20 protein-coding genes and 2 pseudogenes are annotated in these 22,838 nt (G+C 55.7%); 6 read left to right on the top strand and 16 right to left on the bottom strand.

The genetic code is table 11. From position 1 onward, the window contains the following. Positions 1-122: 122 nt before the first annotated feature. The 3 genes from CJ187_RS01240 to CJ187_RS01250 form a co-directional block, all read right to left on the bottom strand. Positions 123-1,379: a glycoside hydrolase family 125 protein gene (locus CJ187_RS01240; protein WP_233187308.1), complete on the bottom strand. Its 1,257-nt coding sequence runs from the start codon at positions 1,377-1,379 to the stop codon at positions 123-125. A 133-nt stretch (positions 1,380-1,512) separates the two neighbouring features. Beyond that, positions 1,513-3,090 (bottom strand): beta-N-acetylhexosaminidase, encoded by a 1,578-nt coding sequence (locus CJ187_RS01245; RefSeq protein ID WP_102216106.1) that lies wholly within the window; start codon positions 3,088-3,090, stop codon positions 1,513-1,515. A 67-nt stretch (positions 3,091-3,157) separates the two neighbouring features. Next, positions 3,158-3,793: an HAD family hydrolase gene (locus CJ187_RS01250; RefSeq protein WP_102216105.1), complete on the bottom strand. Its 636-nt coding sequence runs from the start codon at positions 3,791-3,793 to the stop codon at positions 3,158-3,160. A gap of 112 nt (positions 3,794-3,905) precedes the next feature. On the opposite strand from CJ187_RS01250, the gene CJ187_RS01255 reads away from it, so the two are divergent. Both CJ187_RS01255 and CJ187_RS01260 read left to right on the top strand, forming a co-directional pair. Beyond that, positions 3,906-4,982 (top strand): carbohydrate kinase family protein, encoded by a 1,077-nt coding sequence (locus tag CJ187_RS01255; RefSeq protein WP_158237710.1) that lies wholly within the window; start codon positions 3,906-3,908, stop codon positions 4,980-4,982. Positions 4,983-5,348: 366 nt separating this feature from the next. Further along, positions 5,349-7,355, top strand: a complete 2,007-nt coding sequence (locus CJ187_RS01260; RefSeq protein ID WP_284667715.1) for an OPT family oligopeptide transporter — start codon at positions 5,349-5,351, stop codon at positions 7,353-7,355. Between the two features lie 68 nt (positions 7,356-7,423). On the opposite strand, the gene add is transcribed toward CJ187_RS01260, so the two are convergent. The 4 genes from add to CJ187_RS01280 form a co-directional block, all read right to left on the bottom strand. Continuing rightward, entirely contained in the window at positions 7,424-8,431 is a 1,008-nt protein-coding gene (gene add, locus CJ187_RS01265) for an adenosine deaminase (RefSeq protein WP_102216102.1), read from the bottom strand. A 75-nt stretch (positions 8,432-8,506) separates the two neighbouring features. Next, positions 8,507-10,258: an adenine deaminase gene (locus tag CJ187_RS01270; RefSeq protein WP_102216101.1), complete on the bottom strand. Its 1,752-nt coding sequence runs from the start codon at positions 10,256-10,258 to the stop codon at positions 8,507-8,509. Further along, positions 10,251-11,636 carry a purine-cytosine permease family protein gene (locus CJ187_RS01275; protein ID WP_199171056.1) on the bottom strand — a complete coding sequence of 462 codons (1,386 nt, stop codon included), beginning with the start codon at positions 11,634-11,636 and terminating at the stop codon, positions 10,251-10,253. Before CJ187_RS01275 ends, CJ187_RS01270 begins: the two co-directional genes overlap by 8 nt. Before the next feature lie 264 nt (positions 11,637-11,900). Continuing rightward, positions 11,901-12,287, bottom strand: a complete 387-nt coding sequence (locus CJ187_RS01280) for an iron chaperone (protein ID WP_102216099.1) — start codon at positions 12,285-12,287, stop codon at positions 11,901-11,903. An 81-nt stretch (positions 12,288-12,368) separates the two neighbouring features. Between CJ187_RS01280 and CJ187_RS01285 the strand changes: the two genes are divergently transcribed. After that, a complete protein-coding gene (locus CJ187_RS01285) occupies positions 12,369-13,187 on the top strand; it encodes a general stress protein (protein WP_102216098.1) in 819 nt (272 codons plus the stop codon). Here CJ187_RS01285 and CJ187_RS01290 read toward each other — a convergent pair. The 7 genes and pseudogenes from CJ187_RS01290 to CJ187_RS01320 all read right to left on the bottom strand — a co-directional run bounded on the left by CJ187_RS01290 (position 13,184) and on the right by CJ187_RS01320 (position 17,945). Then, positions 13,184-14,692: an aminopeptidase P family protein gene (locus CJ187_RS01290; protein ID WP_102216097.1), complete on the bottom strand. Its 1,509-nt coding sequence runs from the start codon at positions 14,690-14,692 to the stop codon at positions 13,184-13,186. The two genes, CJ187_RS01285 and CJ187_RS01290, sit on opposite strands and share 4 nt — an antisense overlap. A 679-nt stretch (positions 14,693-15,371) precedes the next feature. Continuing rightward, positions 15,372-15,554, bottom strand: a pseudogene (locus tag CJ187_RS01295) (integrase core domain-containing protein); the annotation flags it as partial. Between the two features lie 128 nt (positions 15,555-15,682). Next, positions 15,683-15,994, bottom strand: coding sequence for a transposase (locus CJ187_RS01300; RefSeq protein WP_434737329.1), 312 nt, complete (start codon positions 15,992-15,994; stop codon positions 15,683-15,685). A 65-nt stretch (positions 15,995-16,059) separates the two neighbouring features. Continuing rightward, a pseudogene (locus tag CJ187_RS01305) lies at positions 16,060-16,446 on the bottom strand (IS256-like element ISAod1 family transposase); the annotation flags it as partial. Positions 16,447-16,858: 412 nt separating this feature from the next. Beyond that, complete coding sequence (locus CJ187_RS01310) at positions 16,859-17,479, bottom strand: hypothetical protein (RefSeq protein ID WP_102216095.1); 621 nt, start codon at positions 17,477-17,479, stop codon at positions 16,859-16,861. A 93-nt stretch (positions 17,480-17,572) separates the two neighbouring features. Then, positions 17,573-17,890, bottom strand: coding sequence for an HNH endonuclease (locus CJ187_RS01315; protein ID WP_233187307.1), 318 nt, complete (start codon positions 17,888-17,890; stop codon positions 17,573-17,575). Next, positions 17,856-17,945 (bottom strand): DUF2800 domain-containing protein, encoded by a 90-nt coding sequence (locus tag CJ187_RS01320; protein WP_233187306.1) that lies wholly within the window; start codon positions 17,943-17,945, stop codon positions 17,856-17,858. The genes CJ187_RS01315 and CJ187_RS01320 overlap by 35 nt, the downstream gene beginning before the upstream one ends. A gap of 396 nt (positions 17,946-18,341) precedes the next feature. Between CJ187_RS01320 and CJ187_RS01325 the strand changes: the two genes are divergently transcribed. Next, entirely contained in the window at positions 18,342-19,202 is an 861-nt protein-coding gene (locus tag CJ187_RS01325) for a PHP domain-containing protein (RefSeq protein ID WP_102216093.1), read from the top strand. Then, positions 19,199-19,831: a MarC family protein gene (locus CJ187_RS01330; protein WP_102216092.1), complete on the top strand. Its 633-nt coding sequence runs from the start codon at positions 19,199-19,201 to the stop codon at positions 19,829-19,831. Before CJ187_RS01325 ends, CJ187_RS01330 begins: the two co-directional genes overlap by 4 nt. A 7-nt stretch (positions 19,832-19,838) precedes the next feature. Here the strand turns inward: CJ187_RS01330 and CJ187_RS01335 are convergent, their stop codons facing one another. Beyond that, positions 19,839-21,425 (bottom strand): DEAD/DEAH box helicase, encoded by a 1,587-nt coding sequence (locus CJ187_RS01335; protein ID WP_233187305.1) that lies wholly within the window; start codon positions 21,423-21,425, stop codon positions 19,839-19,841. Positions 21,426-21,884: 459 nt separating this feature from the next. Here CJ187_RS01335 and CJ187_RS01340 point away from each other — a divergent pair, with 459 nt between their 5' ends. Beyond that, positions 21,885-22,502: a ferritin-like fold-containing protein gene (locus CJ187_RS01340; protein WP_233187304.1), complete on the top strand. Its 618-nt coding sequence runs from the start codon at positions 21,885-21,887 to the stop codon at positions 22,500-22,502. A gap of 51 nt (positions 22,503-22,553) precedes the next feature. Here the strand turns inward: CJ187_RS01340 and CJ187_RS01345 are convergent, their stop codons facing one another. Next, on the bottom strand, positions 22,554-22,796 hold the full coding sequence (locus CJ187_RS01345) for a DUF3107 domain-containing protein (protein WP_102216090.1): 243 nt from the start codon (positions 22,794-22,796) through the stop codon (positions 22,554-22,556). Positions 22,797-22,838: the final 42 nt, after the last annotated feature.

The following is a 22,838-nucleotide window of genomic DNA, read 5'->3' on the forward strand; positions in this document are numbered from 1 at the left end:
GCGTCGGCCACCCATCCGAATGGTGAACTAACGCGGCTGGCGTCGGCCACCCATCCGAATAGTGACTAGGAACTAAATAACTGGTGATGGCACCTCGCGCATCTAAACTATGAGCCGAGCCTCTAGTTCTGCGCGAGGTGCAGCATTAGTTCGCACGCCATGGAGTTAGACCAGCTGAACCATTCGCGGGTAAACACGTTTGGGTCACTTGGGTCAAAGCTCTCGTGCGTCCACCCGGTACCCCCGTCGGTTGTGAGGATGGTTTCTAAGCACCGAGCTGCATCATCCATGGAGCCCGTCAGTCCCTCACAGGCAAGTGCGATATGCCAAATGTACCCCTTAGGGGTGTGGGGGCTACCTACCCCAGAAGCGTACGGGCCCGTGTAATAATACGGGTTCGCCTGGCTCAGTACGCGCTCGCGGGTCGCGCAATAAATCGGATCACTACTGGGAATGTCAGACACGAGCGGCAGGGACAGTAAAGACGGCATGTTCGCATCGTCGGCTATTAACGCGTTGCCTAAGCCATCGACCTCGTAGGCGTAAACCCCGTCAATAGTCCCGTGTTCTTGCACGCCCGTTTCGATTTCGCGGGCGAGCTGGAGGGCGGATTCTTGCAACGCAGGGTCGTCCCAAACCTCGCAGAACTGGGCGATCATGCGACACGCGGAAACCGCCATGAGTTGGGCGGGAATGTTGTACCCGTAGGTGCACGCGTCGTCTGAGGGGCGGAATCCACTCCACGTCATGCCCGTAACCGCAACGGGAGCGCCGCGGCCCTCTCGCGCCAACGTGTCCACGGGTTCACTGGGCCGCACATGCCGGTAGGGGGAGCGTTCCTCGTGATGCTGCTCGGTTCGCCACAACGCAACTATTTTCGCAGCAGCCTGGTGAACTTGCGGCGTTAAATGCTCAGGGCCGTTTAGCTGCCAGAACCGGTGTGCCAGGCGGACGGGAAACGCGAGCGAATCAATCTCGTACTTACGTTCCCACACCTGCGGGCTGAGGTCCAGGTCGTCCGCAGCGAAATGAGCGCCCGACGCGGTGGCGTTGAACGCGTTCGCGTACGGATCGATATTGATGAAATGCCACTGCTGACGGATCACCGCGCTGATAGTGCGAGCCACGACGGGTAGGGAAGCGAACCGTAAGAACGGCAGTAGTTGAGCTGAAGAATCGCGCAGCCACATCGCAGGAATATCGCCTGTGATCACGAACACGCCCCCGCGCGAGGGGGACATCGTGGTCTGCCACGTATTCAACATCAGACGCGTGAACCATTGCCCCGCAACCTGCCCACACGCGCGGGTAATCTTTTGCGCAGCTTGGTTTAGCGCCTCAACCAGTTCCGGTGGCGCCGGGTTCGTTATCTTCTGCAACTGCGTACTCCTATTCCTACAAAACGATTTCTTCGCACCATGCGGCTCCACCAGCCGAGGCACTAACTGCGCGGCTGGTAATCGCACACGCATATTTACTTGACTTGCGCGGGTTTACTTGTCTTGAGCGGGTTTACTTGACTTGCGCGGGTGGGCGGCACCAGTTTATTTCCGCTGCCGTCAACCGCGCTAGATGCGGCATTAGTTGATCCACGGACTCCACGTGCTCACTCCCACCAGTCCACAACTGCTGCGCAACTGAGCACCCGCGCGGCCACGCCGAGTACTGCGCTCGCGGCCACGTGCGGATGTACTCGGCCCACACTTGGAACTGTCCGCCGAGCACCCGCCCGCGTGCAGCCTTGTTTTCAGCTGTAGTGGTTTCAGTTGAAGCGGTGGCAGCTAGATTGGTTTCACCTTGAGGCACAATCGCCTCATGATATTTCGCAACCTTCTCAAACGTCACCGGACCACCAATCGAAAGGGGCTCATTCGGCCCCTCGTACTGACTGTTATCCAAATACGTGTATTCCGCGATTGCGGCAATAACGTCGTGACCAGCGTTAACAGCTTCGGTAATGGCTTTCTTGTCGCGCCACACCATTACGGTCACCTCTTTAGGAGCCCCGCCTTCAAGCACCTCATCCCACGCCACCACCTGGCGGCCGCGTTCAATCAGATGCTCGGTGATCTGTTCTTCAAACCACGCCTGTGCCTCATGCGTATTCTGCGCCCCAGCTTTACGCATCGTTTCTTGCGATGAGGGGTCAGTGAGCCACTCGTCACCTGGGCATTCGTCGCCCCCAATATGAATCGGGGAAGAGGGGAAAACGCTCATCACGTGATCCAGCACGTCTTTGCAGAACTGCACGGTGGTTTCGTTGAGCTTCAGAACGTGCCCGGAAATGCCAAAACACGTGCGCGGGTGTTGAACGTGGTCGCACCCCAGGTGCGGGTACGCGGCGATTGCGGATTCCATGTGCCCGGGCATATCAATCTCGGGCATTATCGTGATCCCCAGTTCATCCGCGTGCTCATTCAGACGCATCAACTGTTCAGTCGTGTAGTAGCCACCGTGGGGAATTCCGTCGTGAGCCGCGTAGTCGTCACAATCGTTTTCATCCGGTGGGGGTTGGTGTCCGCGCACCGTACCGGGCCGCCACGCACCCGTGCGGGTCAGTTCCGGATATTTCGGGATGGGGATGCGCCACCCCTGGTCGTCCGTCAAGTGCAGGTGCAGCACGTTCAGTTTGTGCATCGCCATTACATCGAGGTACTTGAGGAGACCTTCAAACGGTAGGAAGTGGCGGGCCACGTCGCTGTGTGCGCCACGCCAGGCGTACTTTGGTTCATCTTTAATCTCCACCCGCGCTACGGTGACTTCTTGCATGGGCCCCGGCCCGTAGATCTGCACGGGCATTAGTTGCAGCAGGGTTTGCACTGCCCGCGCTGCTCCCTGTTCCGTACCGAAGAACAGTTTTACCTGGTGTTCGTTAACCACCAGTCGGTATTGTTCCCCCGCCAGAGTTTCGTCGCGTTCAAAACTAATGGTGCCGCCTAGGCCGTCTTGCACCGTGAGCCCCCCGGCCTTGCGCAAATGACGCTTTAGCGTGCGTACCGCTTTCACGTCACCGGTAATGACAACCGGGTCGGGGAGGGTGAGCTGACCACTCTGCCAGTGAACTTCCTTTGGAGTTGGGATCAGGAGCATGTTCTTCCTTTCGTCATCGGCAAGCTAAGAGTACGGGCGTAAAGCATTGCAGTTGCGTTGCGGCTGATTATTTGAGTTGTGGATTCCACTGGGTGATAGCGGGATCTTGAAGGTTGGCAACATTCTTGTCACCGAGGTCGCGTGCGTCGGGTCCAATAGTCACGAGGTATCCTGCTCCCGCCGCGCGCGCAGCGCGGGCGCCCATCGCGGAATCCTCAAACACAACACAGTTTTCAATCGCTGCGCCGCATCGGTGGGCGGCCTCAAGATACAGGTCGGGGGCGGGTTTAGGACTGTCGACTTCATCGGCTCCGAGCATGGTGGTGAATAAGTCCGTCCAGCCTACAGCTGTGGTTACTTCGCGCACTATCTGACCCGGTGAGTTAGACGAGATTGCGCGGGGAACTGTTAGCCTCCGAACTAGCGCGTCGGCTCCCGGGGTGGGGATTACTTCCGTGAGGTTCGCGCGCAACAGTTCCAACATGCGCTGCGCCGTTGTTTGTGGATCCGCGGTGGGGAAGTCGCTGCGGTAAACGGTGACGACGTCTTCAACCGTGCCGCCCAGCGGGATTTCTCGCTCCAATTTCTTGCCGGCCTCTGCCCAGAGGGATTGAGCCGCTTTGTCCCATGCGATTTCTGAGTCCGTGAGGGTGTTGTCCATGTCGAATAAAACAGCGCTGACGTGTACAGGTATCTCCTTCATTGAATAAATTTTACCGTATTGAACGATTATGATCAGAGGTATGGGACGTGGACCAACTCAGCAAACTATCAAAACAGAATCTACGAATCAGCAGGCCCAAAATGTTAAGAGCGTGGATAGCGAAAAATGCGTGTTTAGTGAAAATGGCGTACGTGAAGGTGCTTCAGTTTTAGTACTGGGCACCGTGTTTCGCGACATTACGCTGACGGGTCTGGAACGTTTGCCGGTTGAGGGCGAAGAGATATACGCGAATGCGATCGGCTACAGCTGGGGTGGGATCGCCACGATGGCACGCGTTTCTGCGCGTCTGCACCGACGCACGTGGTTGTGTGCGCCGATTGGTGACGATGAGGTCAGTGCCAAACTGCTTGCCGACATGCAGGCAGAAAATGTGGACTGTAGTTTGTGCGAGCCAGCTAAAGGCTGGGCGATTCCCACTACCGTGGCGATGTCTGTGGCCCAGGACCGGGCCATGGTAACAGTAGAAAAACCACCTGTACATTCGATTGGTTTTGCCCCCACCACCGCAGAAGCTGCAGGTGAGCAAGCGATTGACCACGCGATTATCGACATGCAGACGCAAGTTCCCGCGTGGCTAGCGTGCCAACAGGAAAGTGGGAGTGCGCAGGTGGAGCGCGGCCCTGCGCGGCAACGGGAGAGTGGGGCTGCGCGGCAGGAGCGCGGCGTTGCGCAGCGTGGGCCGCGGGTTTATGGTTCGTGCGGTTATGACTCATCGCAACGTTGGGATCCGCAGGATTTACCGGCGTTGCCAAACACGGACGTGTGGATGCTTAACGAGCTGGAGGCGCAAAAATATGGGGCGGTAGCTGATCCGGAGGAGGCCGCGCAGAAACTCACCCGGTATGTGCCGGTAATAGTGGTGACACTGGGCGCTGAAGGCATGCTCGCGGTAGATAGTCGCACTGGCGAGACCGCGCGGGTGCCCGCTTTCCCCGTGATGGTAGCGAACTTTACGGGGGCGGGTGATTCCACGCTCGCTGCTTTTAGTTATTTCGACCAGTTCCACGTTCCGCTTCAGCAAAAACTGTTGGGATGCGCGTACCTCGTGAGCGAAATTTTGAAACACCCCCAGGGGGCGGCGAACCCACCGGACATTAACGAGCTACGCAAAGCTGCTAATAACCACCCTGACCTGCATGTAAAAGAGGTAATTGCGAAGCTCTTATGAAGCACAAGCACAGATTTAAAAGTGGCGCATTGATTCAAGTTGAAGTGTTAGATGAGGTTTTTTATTCTAAAACCACGAACTCAATACTGCGGTCTATCTAGCCGATAGGCCCATCTGCGTGGGATCACTCAGACAGCAATCTCGTTCGGTCACATATGTTCACGTTTTACTAGAGAGTGGCTCATTTCACTTTGAGGTTTGTATTTAATGGAATGTGTGCTTTCTCTCGATTGTGACATAACCACGAAGTGGACAAATCTGCAGAGGAAATGTGACCACAACAATTGTTGACACTAGTATTGAAGGGCGCCTTCTACAGGGGAAGGTGCCCTTCGGCAATTATCCGACAGTGTAGAAAGATTAAATATGAGTAAAGCAAGCCCTAAGGGGGCTGACCAACCCGGTGCGCCCACCAAGGCCGCAAATGCGCCAATTAAAAAATTAACGTTCAGAGGAATCGTGATCGGCGGTGTAATCACACTGATCTTCACGGCCGCGAACGTTTATTTAGGGCTCAAAGTTGGTTTGACGTTCGCTACGTCTATTCCCGCCGCAGTTATTTCCATGGCCGTCCTTAGGGCTTGGAAGGATCACACGATCCAAGAGAACAACATTGTTCAAACCATTGCTTCCGCTGCAGGCACCCTCTCTGCAATCATTTTCGTCCTCCCCGGCCTCGTGCTGATCGGCTGGTGGCAAGGATTCCCCTATTGGACAACCGTTGCGGTGTGCGCCGTCGGTGGCTTCCTTGGGGTCCTATATTCTATTCCGCTTCGACGCGCCCTCGTTACGCATTCAGACTTGCCTTACCCTGAGGGGGTAGCGGCTGCAGAGGTACTCAAGGTTGGTGACACGCACCAAGCGGGGGCAGACAACCGGCACGGCCTAAAAATTATTGGTGCTGGCGCAGGTGCGTCCGCGCTGATGCAACTGTTGTCCGCAATGAAAGTGGCAGCCGGTGAACTTTCTGGTGCGCTGCGCATCGGCAGTGGGGGCACCCTCGTGGGTGTGTCCATGTCAATGGCTCTGATGGGCATTGGGCACCTAGTTGGCGTTGCCGTTGCAGTTGCCATGCTGGTAGGTGTTGGAATCGGCTACTTCGTATTCTTGCCTTACTACACGTCGGGCCAAGTTGGTGCGGGCGCAGATCTAGCGCAGGTTGCCGGTGACGTGTTCAGCTCTCAGGTGCGTTTCATCGGTGCTGGCGTCATGGCAGTAGCAGCCGTGTGGACCCTCATTAAAGTAATGGGCCCCGTATTCAAAGGCATCAGCGAATCTCTCGCTTCATCACGTGCCCGCCACGACGGAAAAGTGGTGAGCCGGGAAGAACAAGACATTCCCATCACCGTGGTGGGCGTGTCGATCCTTGCGCTACTTATTCCAGTGGGCGCATTGATTTTCATGTTCGTGCGCGAAACCCACCTGACGAACGACGCGTTCAAACTCGTGATCCTCTCGGTCGTGTTCGTGCTTTTAATCGGCTTGTTCGTAGCCGCAGTGTGCGGGTACATGGCGGGTCTGATTGGGGCATCGAACTCACCAATTTCCGGGGTTGGTATCCTCGTGGTAATTATTGCCGCCCTCCTAGTGAAAGCACTGCATGGTGCGGCGTCGGGCGATGAAGTGTCCGCATTGGTTGCGTACACGCTATTCACCGCGGCCGTCGTATTCGGTGTAGCAACTATTTCTAACGACAACCTGCAGGACCTCAAGACGGGGCAGCTGGTTGGCGCAACTCCTTGGAAACAGCAGGTTGCGTTGATGATCGGCGTTGGGTTCGGCTCGCTGGTGATTCCCCCGGTTCTCGATCTGATGGCATCTTCGTTCGGTTTCGGTACCAAACCCGGCCAGCTTGCCGCCCCGCAGGCCTCCTTAATTTCTTCGCTGGCTAAAGGCGTGTTCGGTGGCTCTCTGGATTGGGGCCTGATCGGTATTGGTGCTGCCGTTGGGGTAGTAGTCATTATTATTGATGAGGTTCTAAGCCGGAACACGCGCTACTCGCTGCCACCACTGGCGGTGGGAATGGGCATGTACTTGCCGTCCGCAGTTACAATCATGATTCCGATCGGTGCGTTCGTCGGCTACTTCTACGACAAGTGGGCGAACACCACGAAACGCCCCGGTGTGACGAAACGGTTCGGAGTGCTGCTAGCCACCGGCTTGATCGTGGGGGAGTCTCTGTTCGGCGTGCTGAATGCCGCTATAATCGGTGCCGCTGGGAACGACCAAGCGTTAGCTATATCTCCGGATGGGTTCGGCGCGGTCTCTGACTTAGCAGGTGTGGTTTTGTTCGTTGGTGGCATGTACGCGCTCTACCGGTGGGTACAACATGTATCTGTGAAATCCTCCAAAGAGGTCGCGGCTGGGAAATAGAATCAGCCCGCAAATTGAATAAGGTTTCAGCCCCGTGTTTTACACGGGGCTGAAACACGCGGCAGAAATCATTTCACATACTTATCGATTTCTTCCCGGAGCCGATTCTTAGTCCTCTGCGGCGCCCAAGACACCTCAATCGCGTTCTTCGCTAGGCGGGTGAGCATCGCCTCGTCAACCTCATCACTATCTTTAGCGACGCGTTCGAAGCATTCCCCGATGTAACCACCGAAGTACGCGGGATCGTCGGAGTTAACTGTAACCAGCACACCCTGCTTATCTAGCTCAACCAGCAGTTCCACTTTCGACGTGTCAGACACCCACGTGTTCGAAATCGGGCACGACGTCAAACCAATCCGGTGCTTTGCCACGTACTGCACAAGCTCCGGGTTCTCCACAATGTTGGTGCCATGGTCGATGCGGTCCACCCGAATGTCTTCAAGTACCTGGCGGATGTGTTCAATAGACCCGGGAATGTCCACGTCACAGTGCATGGTCAGCAGGTATCCTTCTGCGCGAGCTCGTTCAAACACTTGCGTGAACTTCTCCGGTGGGTTCCCGTTTTCATCCGAATCCAAGCCCACACCCACGATCCATTCTTTGTAAGGGAGGGATTCCAGCAGCGTAGCCATCGCGAACTCAGCTTGGAAATCACGTAAGAAACACATGATTAGCTGGGATGATACACCCAGGTTCCGGTCGGCCTCCAACTGTGCGCGCCGAAGCCCGCTGATCACGTTGTGAAACGACACGCCCCGCGCAGTGTGTGCTTGAGGGTCAAAAAATACCTCAACATAACGCACATTTTGCTTCGCAGCCCGCCGGAAGTACTCAATAGCCAGCTCGTAAAAATCCTCACTGGTCTGCAGCACATTCATGCCTTCGTAATAGGCCTCCAAGAACGATGGGAGGTCCGTGAAAGAATACGAATCCCGCACCTCCTGCTCCGTCTTGTGCTTCAGCTCGATCCCGTTTCGCTTAGCAAGTTTAAACTTCAAATCCGGCTCCAGCGTGCCCTCAATATGAAGATGCAGCTCAACCTTCGGAAGCCCCGCAATAAACTCTTTCAACGCCATAACACATGCCTTTCTTCTTAAATATTCCTGAGGGAGGAACAACCCCGGGAGAGGAAACGACGCCTCAAAACTCGTCTAAACCACAGGGTCAGTGACCACGAAATTAACGCAGTCAATGAGCCCCAAATCCGTCATCGCCCAATCGGGGATAGCGGTGATAGATAGGAAAAACAGTTGAATGAACGGAAAATCGATTGTGGCGCCCAACTGTTCGTGTGCAGCTTTGTCTAGTGCCTGCTCTTGTTCCATCATCTGTTCGGCGGAGATGTCTGCAACAATCCCACCTACGGGCAGTGGCAAGCTGGCAATAACTTCTCCGTCTAGAACCACTACTTGGCCCCCGCCGATACGTACAACTTCGTTAATTGCCGTCGCCATATCCGCTTGGTTTGCGCCCGCACACACAATATTGTTGTCGTCGGGCGAAGCAGACGTGGCGATTGCACCGCGTTTAATTCCAAATCCCTGGACGAATGCGACCGGGAGGTTACCGGTTTTTCCGTAACGTTCAGCAACTGCGAGCAGTAGCGTGTCTTGGTCTGGATCAGGTTGCACGATACCGTTCACAACCTGCAGATCAACCTGGTTCCCGCGGCGTTTAAAAGCCACCCCAGTGGACAGCTCAATCGTGCGCACCCTCGCGGTTTTCCCCTGCGCTTTTACACACAACCGATCGGGGTCGACCTGCCCCAAGTGGAACGTGTCAGACACTGCTGCGCTGCGCTCCGGAGGCGTGGGCGCGTGCACCGGTTTACCATTTCGCGCCACAATCTTGCCGCCTTTGATTACCGTATGAGGGCGGAAGTCCTCAAGCGAATCAACAAATAAAATATCTGCGTAGCGGCCCGGGGCAATAGAACCAATCAAATGGTCCAGCCGATACATGCGAGCAGTATTCACAGTCGCCATCTGCACCGCTTCAATAGGGGAAACGCCCTGTTCAATCGCCAACCGAACCACATAATCCAGGTGCCCGCGCCCGAGAATATCTGTGGCGGTAACATCGTCCGTGCAGAACCCGACGCGATGTGAAGGCGCACCCATTTCGGTAACCAGCTTGATGTTTTCTTTCAACATGGGTGCGGCAGTGGATTCGCGGATGATGATGTTGATGCCGTTGCGCATCTTTTCCAGCTCTTCCTCTGGGGAATACGATTCGTGGCATAGGGCAACTCCGGCGGCTGCGTACCCTGCGGTGCGGCGCGCATCTACCAGCGGCGCGCATCCGAACGGTTGCAAACGATTCTTTGCTCCGAGCGCGATCGCCTCCAAAGCCTCCTCATCTTCCTGCTCTACGAACTCTTGCACGGTTTCCCACAGGCCAACGCACTCCGGCATCTGTTGCGCTTGTTTGTGTTCGGCAACCGCAAACCGGTGGCCCACGTTAGATTCCGGTACCGTGTAAGGCGCTTTCGCTGGGGCGCCCCACCACACGCGCATAGCCGATTCGCGTGCTTCTGCGAGGAATTCCTTAACGCCCTCCAAACCGGCCACAACCAGGATCTGATCGAGCCCCGACACTACCGAAGTGGTGCCGTAGCGGGACACTAAATCTGCAAACATGGTTACGGATAGTTTCGAGCACTCCACGTGCAAGTGCCCGTCAATGAGGCCAGGTGTCATGAGTGACCCGTGGGCGTCGATGATTTCAGTATCCGGCCCGGTTTGCGCACTCACGTCACCCACCGCGGCCACACGCCCATCCGCGATCGCCACGTCTGCTGGGTAGATTTCACCAGTCAGGACGTTCACAAGTTTTCCGTTTTTGATTACCGTGTCTGCATGCGCGCGTGCGTATCCGACGTCTAAAAGGTGGCGGTTAAGCATAAGTTACGCTCCTTAGTTTTGTTCGATGGGTTGTGTAGTAGATGAATGAGGCTGTGGCCGCGCCCGTAATGATGCTTAAGTCGGGTGCTAGTAGCGGGTTGTCTGGAGAGAGCGAGGCAGTGAGGGGCCCTACGAAAGAACCGGAGTTCGAGAATAGATACGCCATCAGCATTCCTGCTGCGAGCGCCAAACATCCGGGTGTGTCTACGCTGCGGGACCCGTGCAGGTCGGTGAAATCCCGTGTCTGGTACGTGCCGGAACGCAAGAAGAAATCAGTTAGGTTTATTGCTACCCAGGGAGCGAGCCAGATACTCAGTGAGGACAGGAAAACATTTAAGAACTCGTAGAAGCTCGCTTGGGACACTGCGATTACGGTGATCACGATGGCTATGAGTGAGTCCGTAATCACGATCAGCATGCGTGGGGCTTGGATTCCCGCGGTTTGTAGATTGAGGCTGGATGAATACAGGTTCGTGGAGTTTTGGATCATCAGCCCCGCAATCACCAGAAGATAAAACGGGAACACGAATGCGTTCGGCAGCACAGTTGGAAGAGCTAGCGGGTTTGTGACATCCACGTTAGCGGAAACAGTGACGGTCGCTAGCCCCGCCCCTAGAGTTTGTAGCAGAATATAGGGCAATAGCCCGCCCATCGTTGCCCATAATGCGACGGCGCGTGAGTCGGTGTTCTTTGGCAGGTACCGAGAGAAATTCGCGCCTGAAGGTGCGTACGACAGACCTCCAGAAACCATGACGAGGGCCGTGGCCGAAATGAAACTGAACCAAGAGAATCCAGCGCCACCCTCAGAAACGTTCATCTGCGGAATAATTACGACGGCAAGTGCAATGAATACAACCACAAAAATCCATGTCGCGTATTTTTGCGCGGCCATCAGCAGGCGGTGTCCGAAAAAGGGGATGAGCGCTTGAACCGCCCCCAGCGCAATAATCATCCCTATGCGGATTGCTGCATTCATATTTACGCCCGCGCCCGTGAGGATCCCGTCGGCTGCGTAGTAAATGAGGATGAGCCCACCGGCTTCGAAACCGATGAGCATAAGCCAGGAAAGTACCGCGTTTACGCGTGCCCCTACTGTTCCCAATGCGGCGCGGGAAATAGTTATAGATGTGGTTCCTGTGCGCGGACCTTGCAGTGAGGTGAGGCCCAGGAGGGGGTAGGCAAGTGCGTTGCCTACGATGATTGCGACTAGTGCTTGGAAAAATGAGAGCTGGAAAACTACTACCAGCATCGCCCCGTAGGTCAGAGTGAAAATGTTAGTGGTGGTTCCAGCCCACACGAAAAATAACCCCGAGGGTTTTCCATATCGATTTTGATTAGGGATCTGATCAATCCCCGTTTTTTCAACGTAGCCCGACAAGTTGTCTCCTTGAAAAACTAAGGTGCCCAGCATCACCTGGGTTGAGGCACCTTCAACGTTACCGCCCTAAAACGGAAACAACCAAAACGCGCTACCAAAGGCTAGGTTTACGGCCTTATGTCACTGGATGAAAAGCTGTTAGTAGAACACGGGGAAAGCTGCTAGCTAGTAGAAGCCTGCTAGCTAGAATAAACACGTCTGCTTGTAGGAGAAGCAAGGCTGTTTGTAGGAGAAGCAGCACCTGGATCGGGCTAGGTACTCAAATCATTTAGATTTACGCCAGAATGTTGTACACCCCTGCTTGTCTTGCATGTTGAACTCAATGAGGCGGCCGAGCAGGTCAAAATCAAACGGTTTAGCCCAAGGTTGGCGCACAAACATTTTCCCGTGATCAACCCCCCGGGCTTCGAACTCGTCTTCAAAATGTAGAATCCCCGCCCGTTCCGGAGCGATCGCCATGTGTTTCTTAGCGGCCGAAAACCCCACGATGAACGTGCCATCCATCGTAAACATGGGTTGGCTCCACGCGATCCGCATCTGCAACGTGGGGTAGTGGCTTTCAACCCACTGCAGTACCTCCACCATGCGGGCACGATGATCCTCATGATCAATAGTGGCTAAAAACTCTTCTAACGTTTTCAATGCTGGCATGGGAAGATTATATGCACGCCCTAAGCGAAACGGCGCGCATCCCACAGGATCCGCTAAGCGTTATCTGCAAAGATAGTTCCTATGAGTGGAAATATTAGTGTTAAAGGCCTCGCAGCGGGCCTCCTGCCTCAACTGCCAACCGGCACGGAAGTGGCGTCATACCGCACCTACCCGCAAGCCCAAGCCGCAGTCGACAAAATCTCTGACATGGACATAGACGTCCGTGGCGTCACCATCGTAGGTACGGACCTGCGGCAAGTGGAACGCGTAACCGGCAGACTCACCATCTGGAAAGTGCTCGGCCGGGCCGCCCTGTCGGGAATCTGGATGGGCCTGCTGTTCTCCCTGCTCATCTACCTGTGGATGCCGAACCGCACCCCACTGATACTCGTCGCTGGCATTGCTCTGGGTGTGATCTTCTACACCGCAATGTCCGTAATTCCCTACCTACTATCAAGAGGGAAACGGGATTTCACGTCCGTAACCCAAATCGTTGCGGGCCGCTACATGCTACTCGCCACCATTGAGGCCGGGCGGATCCGCGAAGTACTCGCGGACTCACCCGGAAACCTCACTCGCGAACCAGAACCGGAACCTGCCACGCAAACTGGGCCAACCGCGTTCGGATCCAGGCCCGACGAACAACCCCGCTACGGCGTGCGGTTGAGCGACGCGCAAAAAGCGGCGCAGCGAGACACGGCGCAGCAACCCGCAGGACAACCGAACACTTGGCAACAACACGGTGCGCAGCAACCAGAATCAACTGCCCCGCAGCATCACCACCCCAGGCACGCAAAACCCGCGGACGAGTCTGAACCACCAACCCAGTCGGGCATCGACTCCGCCGCTTCGGCCACAGAGCCGGCAGAACCCACAGAGCCCGCGTCTGAGCGTGATTAACGAGCTTGCACCTGAGCTATCCACTGCTCCACGTCTGCAACAGTGCGGGGAATATCTTCCGAGATGCGGCGCACGGACCCGTCCTCATTAACCAAGATGTCGTCTTCAATACGCACCCCGATCCCACGGAACTCCTCAGGCACTAAAAGGTCATCGGCACGGAAATAAAGCCCCGGCTCAATCGTGAAGCACATCCCAGGCTTCAAAACCGCATCCAAATACATTTCCCGCCGGGCCTGCGCGCAATCATGCACATCCAACCCCAAGTGGTGCGAAGTGCCATGTGGCATCCACCGGCGGTGCTGCTGCCCAGAAACCGACAGGGACTCCTCAGCAGACACGGGCAATACCCCCCAGTTCTCCAAATGATTCGCCAACACTTCCATGGCGGCCGTGTGAATATCACGGAACCGACAACCCGGTTCCTGCGCCCGAGCTAAAGCCGCTTCACAAGCGTCTAAAACCGCCTCATAAACCTGCCGCTGCGGCCCCGTAAACGTCCCATCAACCGGCAACGTGCGGGTAATATCCGCGGTGTAAAGCGAATCCAACTCCACTCCCGCATCCACCAGCACCAAATCACCCTTGCGAACCGGCCCGTCATTATCAATCCAATGCAACGTATTCGCATGGTTCCCAGCCGCCGCAATCGTGTCGTACCCCAGGCCATTACCTTCCTCGCGGGCACGAGCTCCAAACGCGCCCTCCAACACGCGTTCTCCACGACGGTGCTCCGCCGCGCGGGGCAGTGAGCGGATAATCTCCTCAAACCCCTCCTTCGTAACCTGAACAGCCCGCTCCATCTCCCGCACCTCAAACGCGTCTTTAATAAGACGGATTTCCGACAGGTGCTCCAACAACTCATCGTCAATCTTCTGCGCGTCCGCACCGTGCGGCAAACCAGCCTGCTGTCGAACCTCATTAACCAGCTGAGTCACATTCGCATCCGCCTGCGCAACCACCCGCACTGGAACCTGCCCTGCATCCTTCGCGATCCCATCGCGCAACGTGTCAATATGAGCGCACCGCAGCCCCGTCATCTGCTCCATCTCTTGCAGTGACGGTCGCGCGCCCACCCAGAACTCGCCGTAACGCGGATCCGCATAAAACTCCTCCGACGACCTTGCCGCCCGAGGTTTAAAGTACAACACCGCCTCATGACCCTCATCAGTTGGATGCAGCACCAGCACCGAATCGGGTTCCAACTCGCCCTCAAGCCCCGTCAAATGAGCGAACGCAGAATGCGCGCGAAACCGGTAGTCACAATCATTGTTCCGCACCTTCAAACCACCCGCTGGGATCACTAGGCGCTCACCCGTGAACGGTTCGCCCGCTTTCTCATGACGAGCCGGCAAATAGTCCGCCACCTCCTGGCGGCCGCGCGGCGCCGGCCGCTCCCCCCAACCGGACCCAATGAACTCCCGGAAAGCTTGCGAATCGGGGCGGCGAGACCGATTCTCCCCACGGTTCGCCATGGACTGCTCAACATTTTTCTCTTCACTCATAGGGCCCATTGTGTCACCTCCCACGCCGGCCGCGTAGACCGATGCGCATAGTGGAAAACGTTGGACTAAGACGTTGATACAAAATAAGACTGTGCGCGAGTGTGTGCTCGCCGCGTGAAATGGCACGGTAACGCGGGAAACTGTGGTCGATGGCCGGTGCTGCGGGTTTCTCACTTGAGGATGTAGCCACTTGATCGTACAAACGACGGTATTGACGTTCAGTCGCGAGATAGCCAGTATCAATGAAGGAGAGAAGTAACGCAGCACCGATACCGAGAAGCGTGACTTCCTGTGAATGATTGACGGCGGCAAAGCTATAAGCGGTGGTCACGATAGGCAGAAGCCAGCTCTTAGCCCGTGCAGAAGATTCCGCTATTCGTGAGATGATCGATTGGATGAACGATAGATGTTGGTGCGGCTCCTCTTCTGAAGGTCGGTTTACTACAGAGGTGACTGCTCTTAGTTTGGCTAGAGTTTCGTCTAGCTCTGCTGGTGATGAATCAGTGCCTTCTGGCCAAAAGTCTGGGATTCTGTCATCTTTCCAGCGTGGAACGACGTGCACATGTACATGCGGTACTGTTGGGTCTGCTGTGGGTTTGGTTGACTGTTTTCCTGTTTGTTTTTAGACCGCGTGTGGTGCGGCCGGTCTCATGATTGTCTCATATTCGATGGGTGTTAATTATCCGAGAGCTCTTTGACGGCGCTTACGGTGGTATGCCCGCTCGATCCAGTGGGTGATCGCTACAGATAGCTCATTCCGACTAGTCCAGACCTTCCGATCTAGAACATTCTTTTGCAACAGCGGGAAAAACGACTCCATCGCAGCGTTATCCCCGCACGCCCCGACCCTACCCATGGAACCTTTGGCCTCACATACAGCTTCCCCGCACTCTCGAGCACTGAGGCGATTCTTTGTCTACCGATAGAAAGCCTGACGAGAAAAACCTAACACCAGAGTCGCGACCTGGAGGGGTGCCCTCCCCTGAGCGATTAGTGCTTCCACGGTCGGGTAGATAATCTTGGGCGAATCACCTCCTGAGAAAGATAAGCCGCCGCAGCTGGCAATACCTCATTTTCCATTTCCAGCTCACGAATCCGCTTCAACGCTGCCCGCATCAGTTTAACTGTCTCTGGATCGCTTGACGGGTTTATTCCGTGAGATACCAGACGCGCATCCATGACCCATTTTTGAAGCCAGGAACGCAAGACCCCCAGATCGGCACACACCTGGCACCTACCCATCCCCGATTCCACCAGTGCCACAGCATCTGCTTTGAACTGATCACTATAAGCCTTCGGCATGACCAACATCCTCCCTTGCCCACCCAGTGAAGCAAACTCCATGGCAACCAAACCATCAGCAGACCCACCACATCCGGGACTCCAATACGCCCGATGAGGCACTGCCAGGCCCGGGTGGTCTCTCCTTTGGCCACGTACCACCCCAAGAAGTGAGTCTTCATACACGCGATTAAGGCCACGAGAGTGTGGAAAAGGTAGATCCCATAAACGAAGACCACATGATGAACCTCATCAACGAGTGAAGAGGCGGGCCACAGATGCCAAAACAGTTCGTTATGTCGACGTAGTGTGCGTGCTTGAAATCCATGGTCACGCAACGTATGCCGGCCCGTGACAAAGTCTAAGAACACAGCAAAACCACGAGCGCGAGTGTCATTGGAACGAGTCTGTGTGGATGAACACGACTTACACCGAAGACGCGGCCGGCCCCCAGTCTTTCTATGCTTCATCATCACCCCGCCACAGATCTTGCATCGAGGATTCCCATTCCTTCATTCAACCCGACTTCAAACCAGATTTTTCCTTATCCCCAAGCCGACAACCCGGTCTAAAAACAACACGAAATGGCCTTAAACCGGAGATGGAGTGGGAGAACAACTAAATGCTCTCCCACCCCATCGGAACATGTAACTACTTATCTATAGTAAATAGTCATTTAGCTTTTTCTATCTGACTCGGGACGCAACTTCTGAATCATCATTACGAGACTACCAAGGATAAAGGCTGGAATCGTGATAGATAGAACCGACTTTAGTTCGAAAAATAGAGACGTTAGCACAGTAATAATGGTGATAACTGCTAAAAACGCAACGAAACCCATCAGCAGTTCCCGCCAAGATATGTGATTTAACCAATCCACCAGTCTCACGCTTCCTTTCCTGCGCAACCTACTGCATATACTCCCAGCCAAGCTGCGAAGCCAGCTGGCGTGGACTTGATGATTTGCTTAAGGACAACGCTACCAGCCTTCTTCTCAATCTCTTTCTTTGCATACTTTTGTAAAAGGTCAGCTACCTTATTCCAAGCTTTTTCTTTAATGTATTTACCGAGCAGGTTGTAATCGATTTGGAATGGTGAAAAGCCCAGCACTCCGGTCACAACACACTTTCCAAAAGAACTCAAACTACGATCCGTGTAGACACTGGTGTAACGGTTATTTGCTCCTTTATTTAACGAATCAACAAGCTCTTCGATCAAATCTGCCTCGTTAGCGAATCCCGCAGCAGACAAGACGTCATCATTGCTCCTGAAACTACTTCCATCGTAAATGATGCCATCTCGCATGAGAATTACGAATTTATCAGCAACATCCTGAGAAAAAGCATCAATCTCAGCCTCAGTAATTGCACTATCGACAATGGCAGTTTGCGACCCAAGTGGCGTAGTCTCAGTTTCTTGAGCATTAGCGACACCCGCTGTTGAGAAAGCTAGCGCCAGCGAGATTCCAGTGGCGACTAGCGGCTTTGTAGAGGCTTTAGCTATCATTATGCCCCCTTTGATCGTTTCGAGGTCAATCTACCGCACAATTCGACACGTCGTCTACGTATTTTACCCAGACGCAACAAACGTGCTGGCTCATCAGTAGCTGTAGAACCTGGGTGTTCGCCTCCAGCGGTCATCATCGAGGGCTGTCTGTTGGGAGTGGCGCGGTTCACACAAGGCGCGCAGATTCTCGAAGTCGTGAGTGCCGCCGTGCTCGAGCGGCAACACGTGGGCGAGCCGCATACCTGAGGGCAGCTGGATGAAGAGAATCCCAGACTCGACACCGAACCGCAGGTTCCGTAGTCGAATCGGCTGGCGAGATGTGATGGCAGCGATGGCTGCTTCCTCGACATCTGCCCACAGCCCAACAATGTGCGGGTTAGCGGCCCGCCACGCGTCGACGATCGGCTTCAACGAGGACGCCTTGCCCATCCTTCAGATCGATGATCTGCAACTTGGGTGCCATCATGATCCCTTCCTGTAGTAGGTGATGCAGCCCCTCACTCAGGGAGGAAGAACTGCCTTGCACCTGTCAGGCACGGGAAGCACCAAAACCGGACGCCGAATCTCTCAAAAACTCAAAACGCGGAACCAAAAGAAACGAAAACGCGACAGACGACTACACCGAGCACCGTTGCTCGGATCATCCACCACTACAGGAAAGAAACCCGAAAACCGCGCCATATCAGGCGGAAGCGCTAGTCAGGGTATGTTTTGCACCCACCGCACAGTGATTTGCACCCACCTGGCACCCACCAAAAGGCAGCGTCAAAACGTATCAATATCTACATCGTCTGGAGCCCTCCGCACGACGTTGGAAACCTAAAAATCGCAGCTATAAAGCCCAAAGCGGTAGTGTGGGGCCATGATGATCGACCTGCATGCGCACACGAACATTTCAGACGGCACCGACACGCCCGCGCAGCTGATGGAACGTGCGCACGCAGCCGGTTTAGACGTCGTTGCCCTAACCGACCACGACACCACCCGCGGGTGGGACGAAGCCGCGAAGCAGGTTCCAACCAGTGGCGTCACCTTAGTGCGCGGCATGGAAATCTCCTGCTCCTTCCCAGTGCCGCAACTACGCAGGCCCATCAGCGTACACCTGCTTTCCTACCTGCACGACCCCACCGATGAGGCCCTGGCAAACACGTGCGAGCACACCATTACCTCCCGGCAAACCCGCACCCAAACCATGGTGAGGCGCCTCGAAAAAGACTTCCCTATAACCTACGCAGACGTGCTCGTCCACGCTCCTAAAGATGGGCCAATCGGCCGGCCCCACATCGCGGACGCGCTCGTTGCCGCAGGCTGTTTCGAAAACCGCTCCGAGGCCTTCACCGCGGCCCTGCATCCCTCAGGAAAATACTACGAACCCATGCGCACCCCCACGGCAACCGAGGCGATCAAACTGGTTTTAAACGCCGGGGGAGTGCCCGTAATCGCCCACCCATGCGCACGCCTACGCCAGAAAACCCTCCCCACCTGGGCATTAGACGAACTCGTTGCAGCCGGACTCAAAGGAATCGAATGCTACCACCGCGACCACACGCCCCAAGACGCGCACCAACTAGCCGAATACGCGAACTCCCACGATTTACTCATCACCGGATCATCCGACTATCATGGGAAAGGAAAACCAAATCGCTTGGGTGAGTATCAAACGAGCGAAACGGTGCTCAACAAAATCGTAAAACTCGGACATTTAGGGTTAATAGAAGCATGACCCAGTGGTTTGACACTTTCGTTTTCCTAACGACGTTCACCACCCTCGTTGTGATCATGGATCCGGCTGGTAACCTGCCGATATTCCTTTCATTAACGCGCCACTACGACCGGCCCCGCAAGAAACGTGCCTCCATGCAGGCAACCATCACGTCCCTGGTGGTGATCGTGGTTTTCGCGGTTTTCGGCCAGTACATCCTCACGTTCCTACACATTTCCGTTGAGGCACTAAAACTCAGTGGGGGAGTCCTACTGTTCATAGTGGCCATGGAGCTACTGACCACTAACCAAGAAGACTCCGTGGAAGCAGACAGCATTGACTCCAACGTGGCTCTGGTACCACTTGGCACCCCACTGATGGCTGGGCCCGGCACGATCGTGGCCGTAATGGTAGCCGTCAACGAATCACAAGGATCGTTTGGGAAAACCTTCGCCGTTGCGATAGCGGTTTTTGCAGTTCACTTACTAATCTGGCTTTGCTTTCGTTTTTCTGTGTTCCTCGCTGACTTTTTAGGTAACGGCGGCATCCTCTTGCTAACCAAAATCGCGGGGCTCTTACTTGCCGCAATCGCCACCCAAATGGTGGCGGACGCCGTGTTCGACTTCATCCGCGAAAACCCAATCAGTTAGTGCGTAGCTAACGTCGACGCCGCGTGCGTTTACGCGAGCGCGGGGAACGCTCCGCAGGCGCGTCACCACTGTTGCGGCGAGTACGCTTCGCAGGCGCGTCACCACTGTTGCGGCGAGTGCGTTTACGGGGTTTGCGTCGGCGCCGTCCCCGCCCACCGTTTCGGCCTTTACCACGGCCGCGGCTTTCCTTACCGGACACATCCACGAACTGTTCCGCATCCAGACCCGCCCGGGTGCGTTCGGACCGTGGCAGGCGCCCATTCACCTCCGTTGGAATATTCAGGTCTGTGTAAAGATGTGCTGAGGTGTGGTAGGTCTCTAACGGTTCGGGTACCCCCAGGTTCAATGCCTTCGAAATCAGGCTCCATCGCGGCACGTCGTCCCAGTCCACGAACGTGATTGCGGTTCCTGAGGCTCCGGCCCGGCCCGTGCGGCCAATGCGGTGCAGGTACGTGCGTTCATCTTCGGGGCACTGGTAGTTAATCACGTGCGTTACATCGTCCACATCAATCCCGCGGGCCGCCACGTCGGTGGCTACTAGCACGTCAACTTTACCGTGGCGGAACGCGCGCATCGCCTGCTCCCGCGCGCCCTGACCCAAATCCCCATGCAGGGGAGCGGCCGCGAAACCACGGGCTGCTAACTCGTCACACACCTGCGCGGCCGTGCGTTTAGTGCGCGTAAAAATAATGGTCAAACCCCGGCCGCGGGCTTGCAAGATCCGGGCCACAACCTCAATCTTATTCATCGCGTGCGTGCGGTAAATAACCTGTTTAACCGTCTTAACCGTTGCCCCTTGATCCGTGGGATCTTGCGCGCGAATATGCGTTGGCTGCACCATGTACCGGCGGGCGAGTGCCACCACCTCACCGGGCATAGTGGCAGAAAACAGCATGGTGTGCCGCGTGGCTGGGACGCGCGAAAGTAAAACCTCCACATCGGGTAAGAACCCAAGGTCTAACATTTCGTCGGCTTCATCGAGCACCACGGTGGACACACCATTGAGCTTCAAAATCCGGCGTTTCAACAGGTCAATCAGCCGGCCCGGGGTGCCCACCACAACGTCCGTACCACGCTTAAGTGCACTGATCTGTGGGTCAAACTTAGCGCCCCCGTAGATTTCCGTCACCCGAATACTCGTGAGTGATGCCGCGTCACGCAAATCGCGCGCCACCTGCTTACACAGCTCGCGGGTGGGCAAAATAACCAGGGCCTGCGGGTGGCCTGCAAACGGTACGTCCTGGTCGTAATTCTGCGCATCCGGTGGGCACACGTGCGACAGCAACGGCAGCCCAAAACCCAAGGTCTTCCCCGTCCCAGTTTTCGCCTGCCCAATAATGTCGCGCCGCCCAAGCGCAACCGGCAGCGTCAACGCCTGAATTGGGAACGGGTGCGTAATATCCTTGCGGGCCAGGGCCTCACAGAACGGGGCGCTCACCCCGTAGTCCGCGAACGTTTTGCTCTCCAGTTCAAAGTGAGCAACTTCCTCATCAATATCTGGTTTCGCATCCTGCTGAGGTGCCTGAACCTGCACGCCCTCAAGATTAACTACAGCCGACGAATACGTGGTCGGCTCCATATTTTCTTCACTCATTGTCGATCTTCCTCGCGGTCCCATCCGCGCCACGCGACACTCCGTCGCTACCATGCCGATCGCGCAATGCCCAGCAGCTCGGTGCTGCCCCAAAAAGTTAATCTCACAACCCGGCGACCGGTCTTAACCAACCTCCATTGTAAAGGTAAAAACAGGGCTTGCCTATTCGCTACCACACAACGCGTTGGGGCCACTTGCGAAAAAGCGGCGCCAACACCACCAACTAAAGTAAGGAACGGTGCCAACCCCACCAACTAAGGTACCGTGCGACCCACCGAGTATCCGTATTACCGATTGTGCCTCGCTTACCTCCAATCCCAACGGGCGGGGTTGCCTGTACCTCAGGCGAATGCGCTGGAGTAATCGTTCGCAAGCCGCCGTGGTGAGAAGCGGCGGGTTCGAAACATGCTTAATATGGAGGCAGTATGTGCTCATAAAACCAGGACGAAGGAGACGATTGTGAGCAACCCGCAAGAGAGCACTTTTGCACGCATCCTCGGTGTGTCCGGATACGGCGCACTCGCCGCGCAAGCCCGGTTAGCGAAAGACGCCGATCAAGCTCCCGAAACTTTTGAACACATTGCCATGGCGCGCATGTCCGCCCGCGCCTGGAGCTCATTCACGGCAGTAGAACGCACTGCACAGAAACTAGACGTGGACCTCCCGGCACAAATCACCCCGTTCGAAGGCATGCTTGACGAACTAGATGCCCGCACTCGGCCCACAACCTGGTGGGAGCGGCTCACAAAAACCTATGTCGCGATCGGGATTTTCACCGACGCGCTGCGCACTGCCGCGCAAGGCCTGGAACTACCAGAAGTGGCGGATGCCGTATCCGACTTCGGTCACGGCCAGTGGACCCGCGACCGGCTCGAACCGGTCACTAAAGACGATCCGCAGCTGCAAGCCCGCCTCTCCTTGTGGACCAGGCGCGTGGGTGGGGAAGCGCTCGGGCTGGTGCGCGCTTTCTTGTTCACCGACGAGGGGGCAAGCGCGAAACTGGATCTCGATGAGGTGGTCGCGGATATATCAAAGGCCCACAAGGAACGCTTAGACGCGGTTCACTTGAAGGCCTAGATACGACTAGTCAAAACCCGATATTCACAACCTGAGTTTATTAAACCGGCCTCAACTGACGGTGAACCCAACCGGGTTCGTCTTATCTTCGTCTAACAAGACGTAGCCAAGCTTGTCAGCTGGGATAATGACCTCCCGATCCTGCGTGTCCCGCAGCGCGAGCACCCCGGGCGTACCGGTGGTAGCATCTTGTGCGAGCGCGGTGTTAACGCGTTCACGCAGGTCCTCACTAGTAATATCGACACTTAACGAAATGTCGCGGGCAATCCCAGCGACCCCAATCGTGAGTTTCATAAAACACTCCTTACACTATTCGTAACCACCCTCAATGGTAGA

The sequence above is a fragment of the Gleimia hominis genome (genome assembly GCF_002871945.2).
In the GTDB taxonomy this organism is placed as follows: domain Bacteria; phylum Actinomycetota; class Actinomycetes; order Actinomycetales; family Actinomycetaceae; genus Gleimia; species Gleimia hominis_A.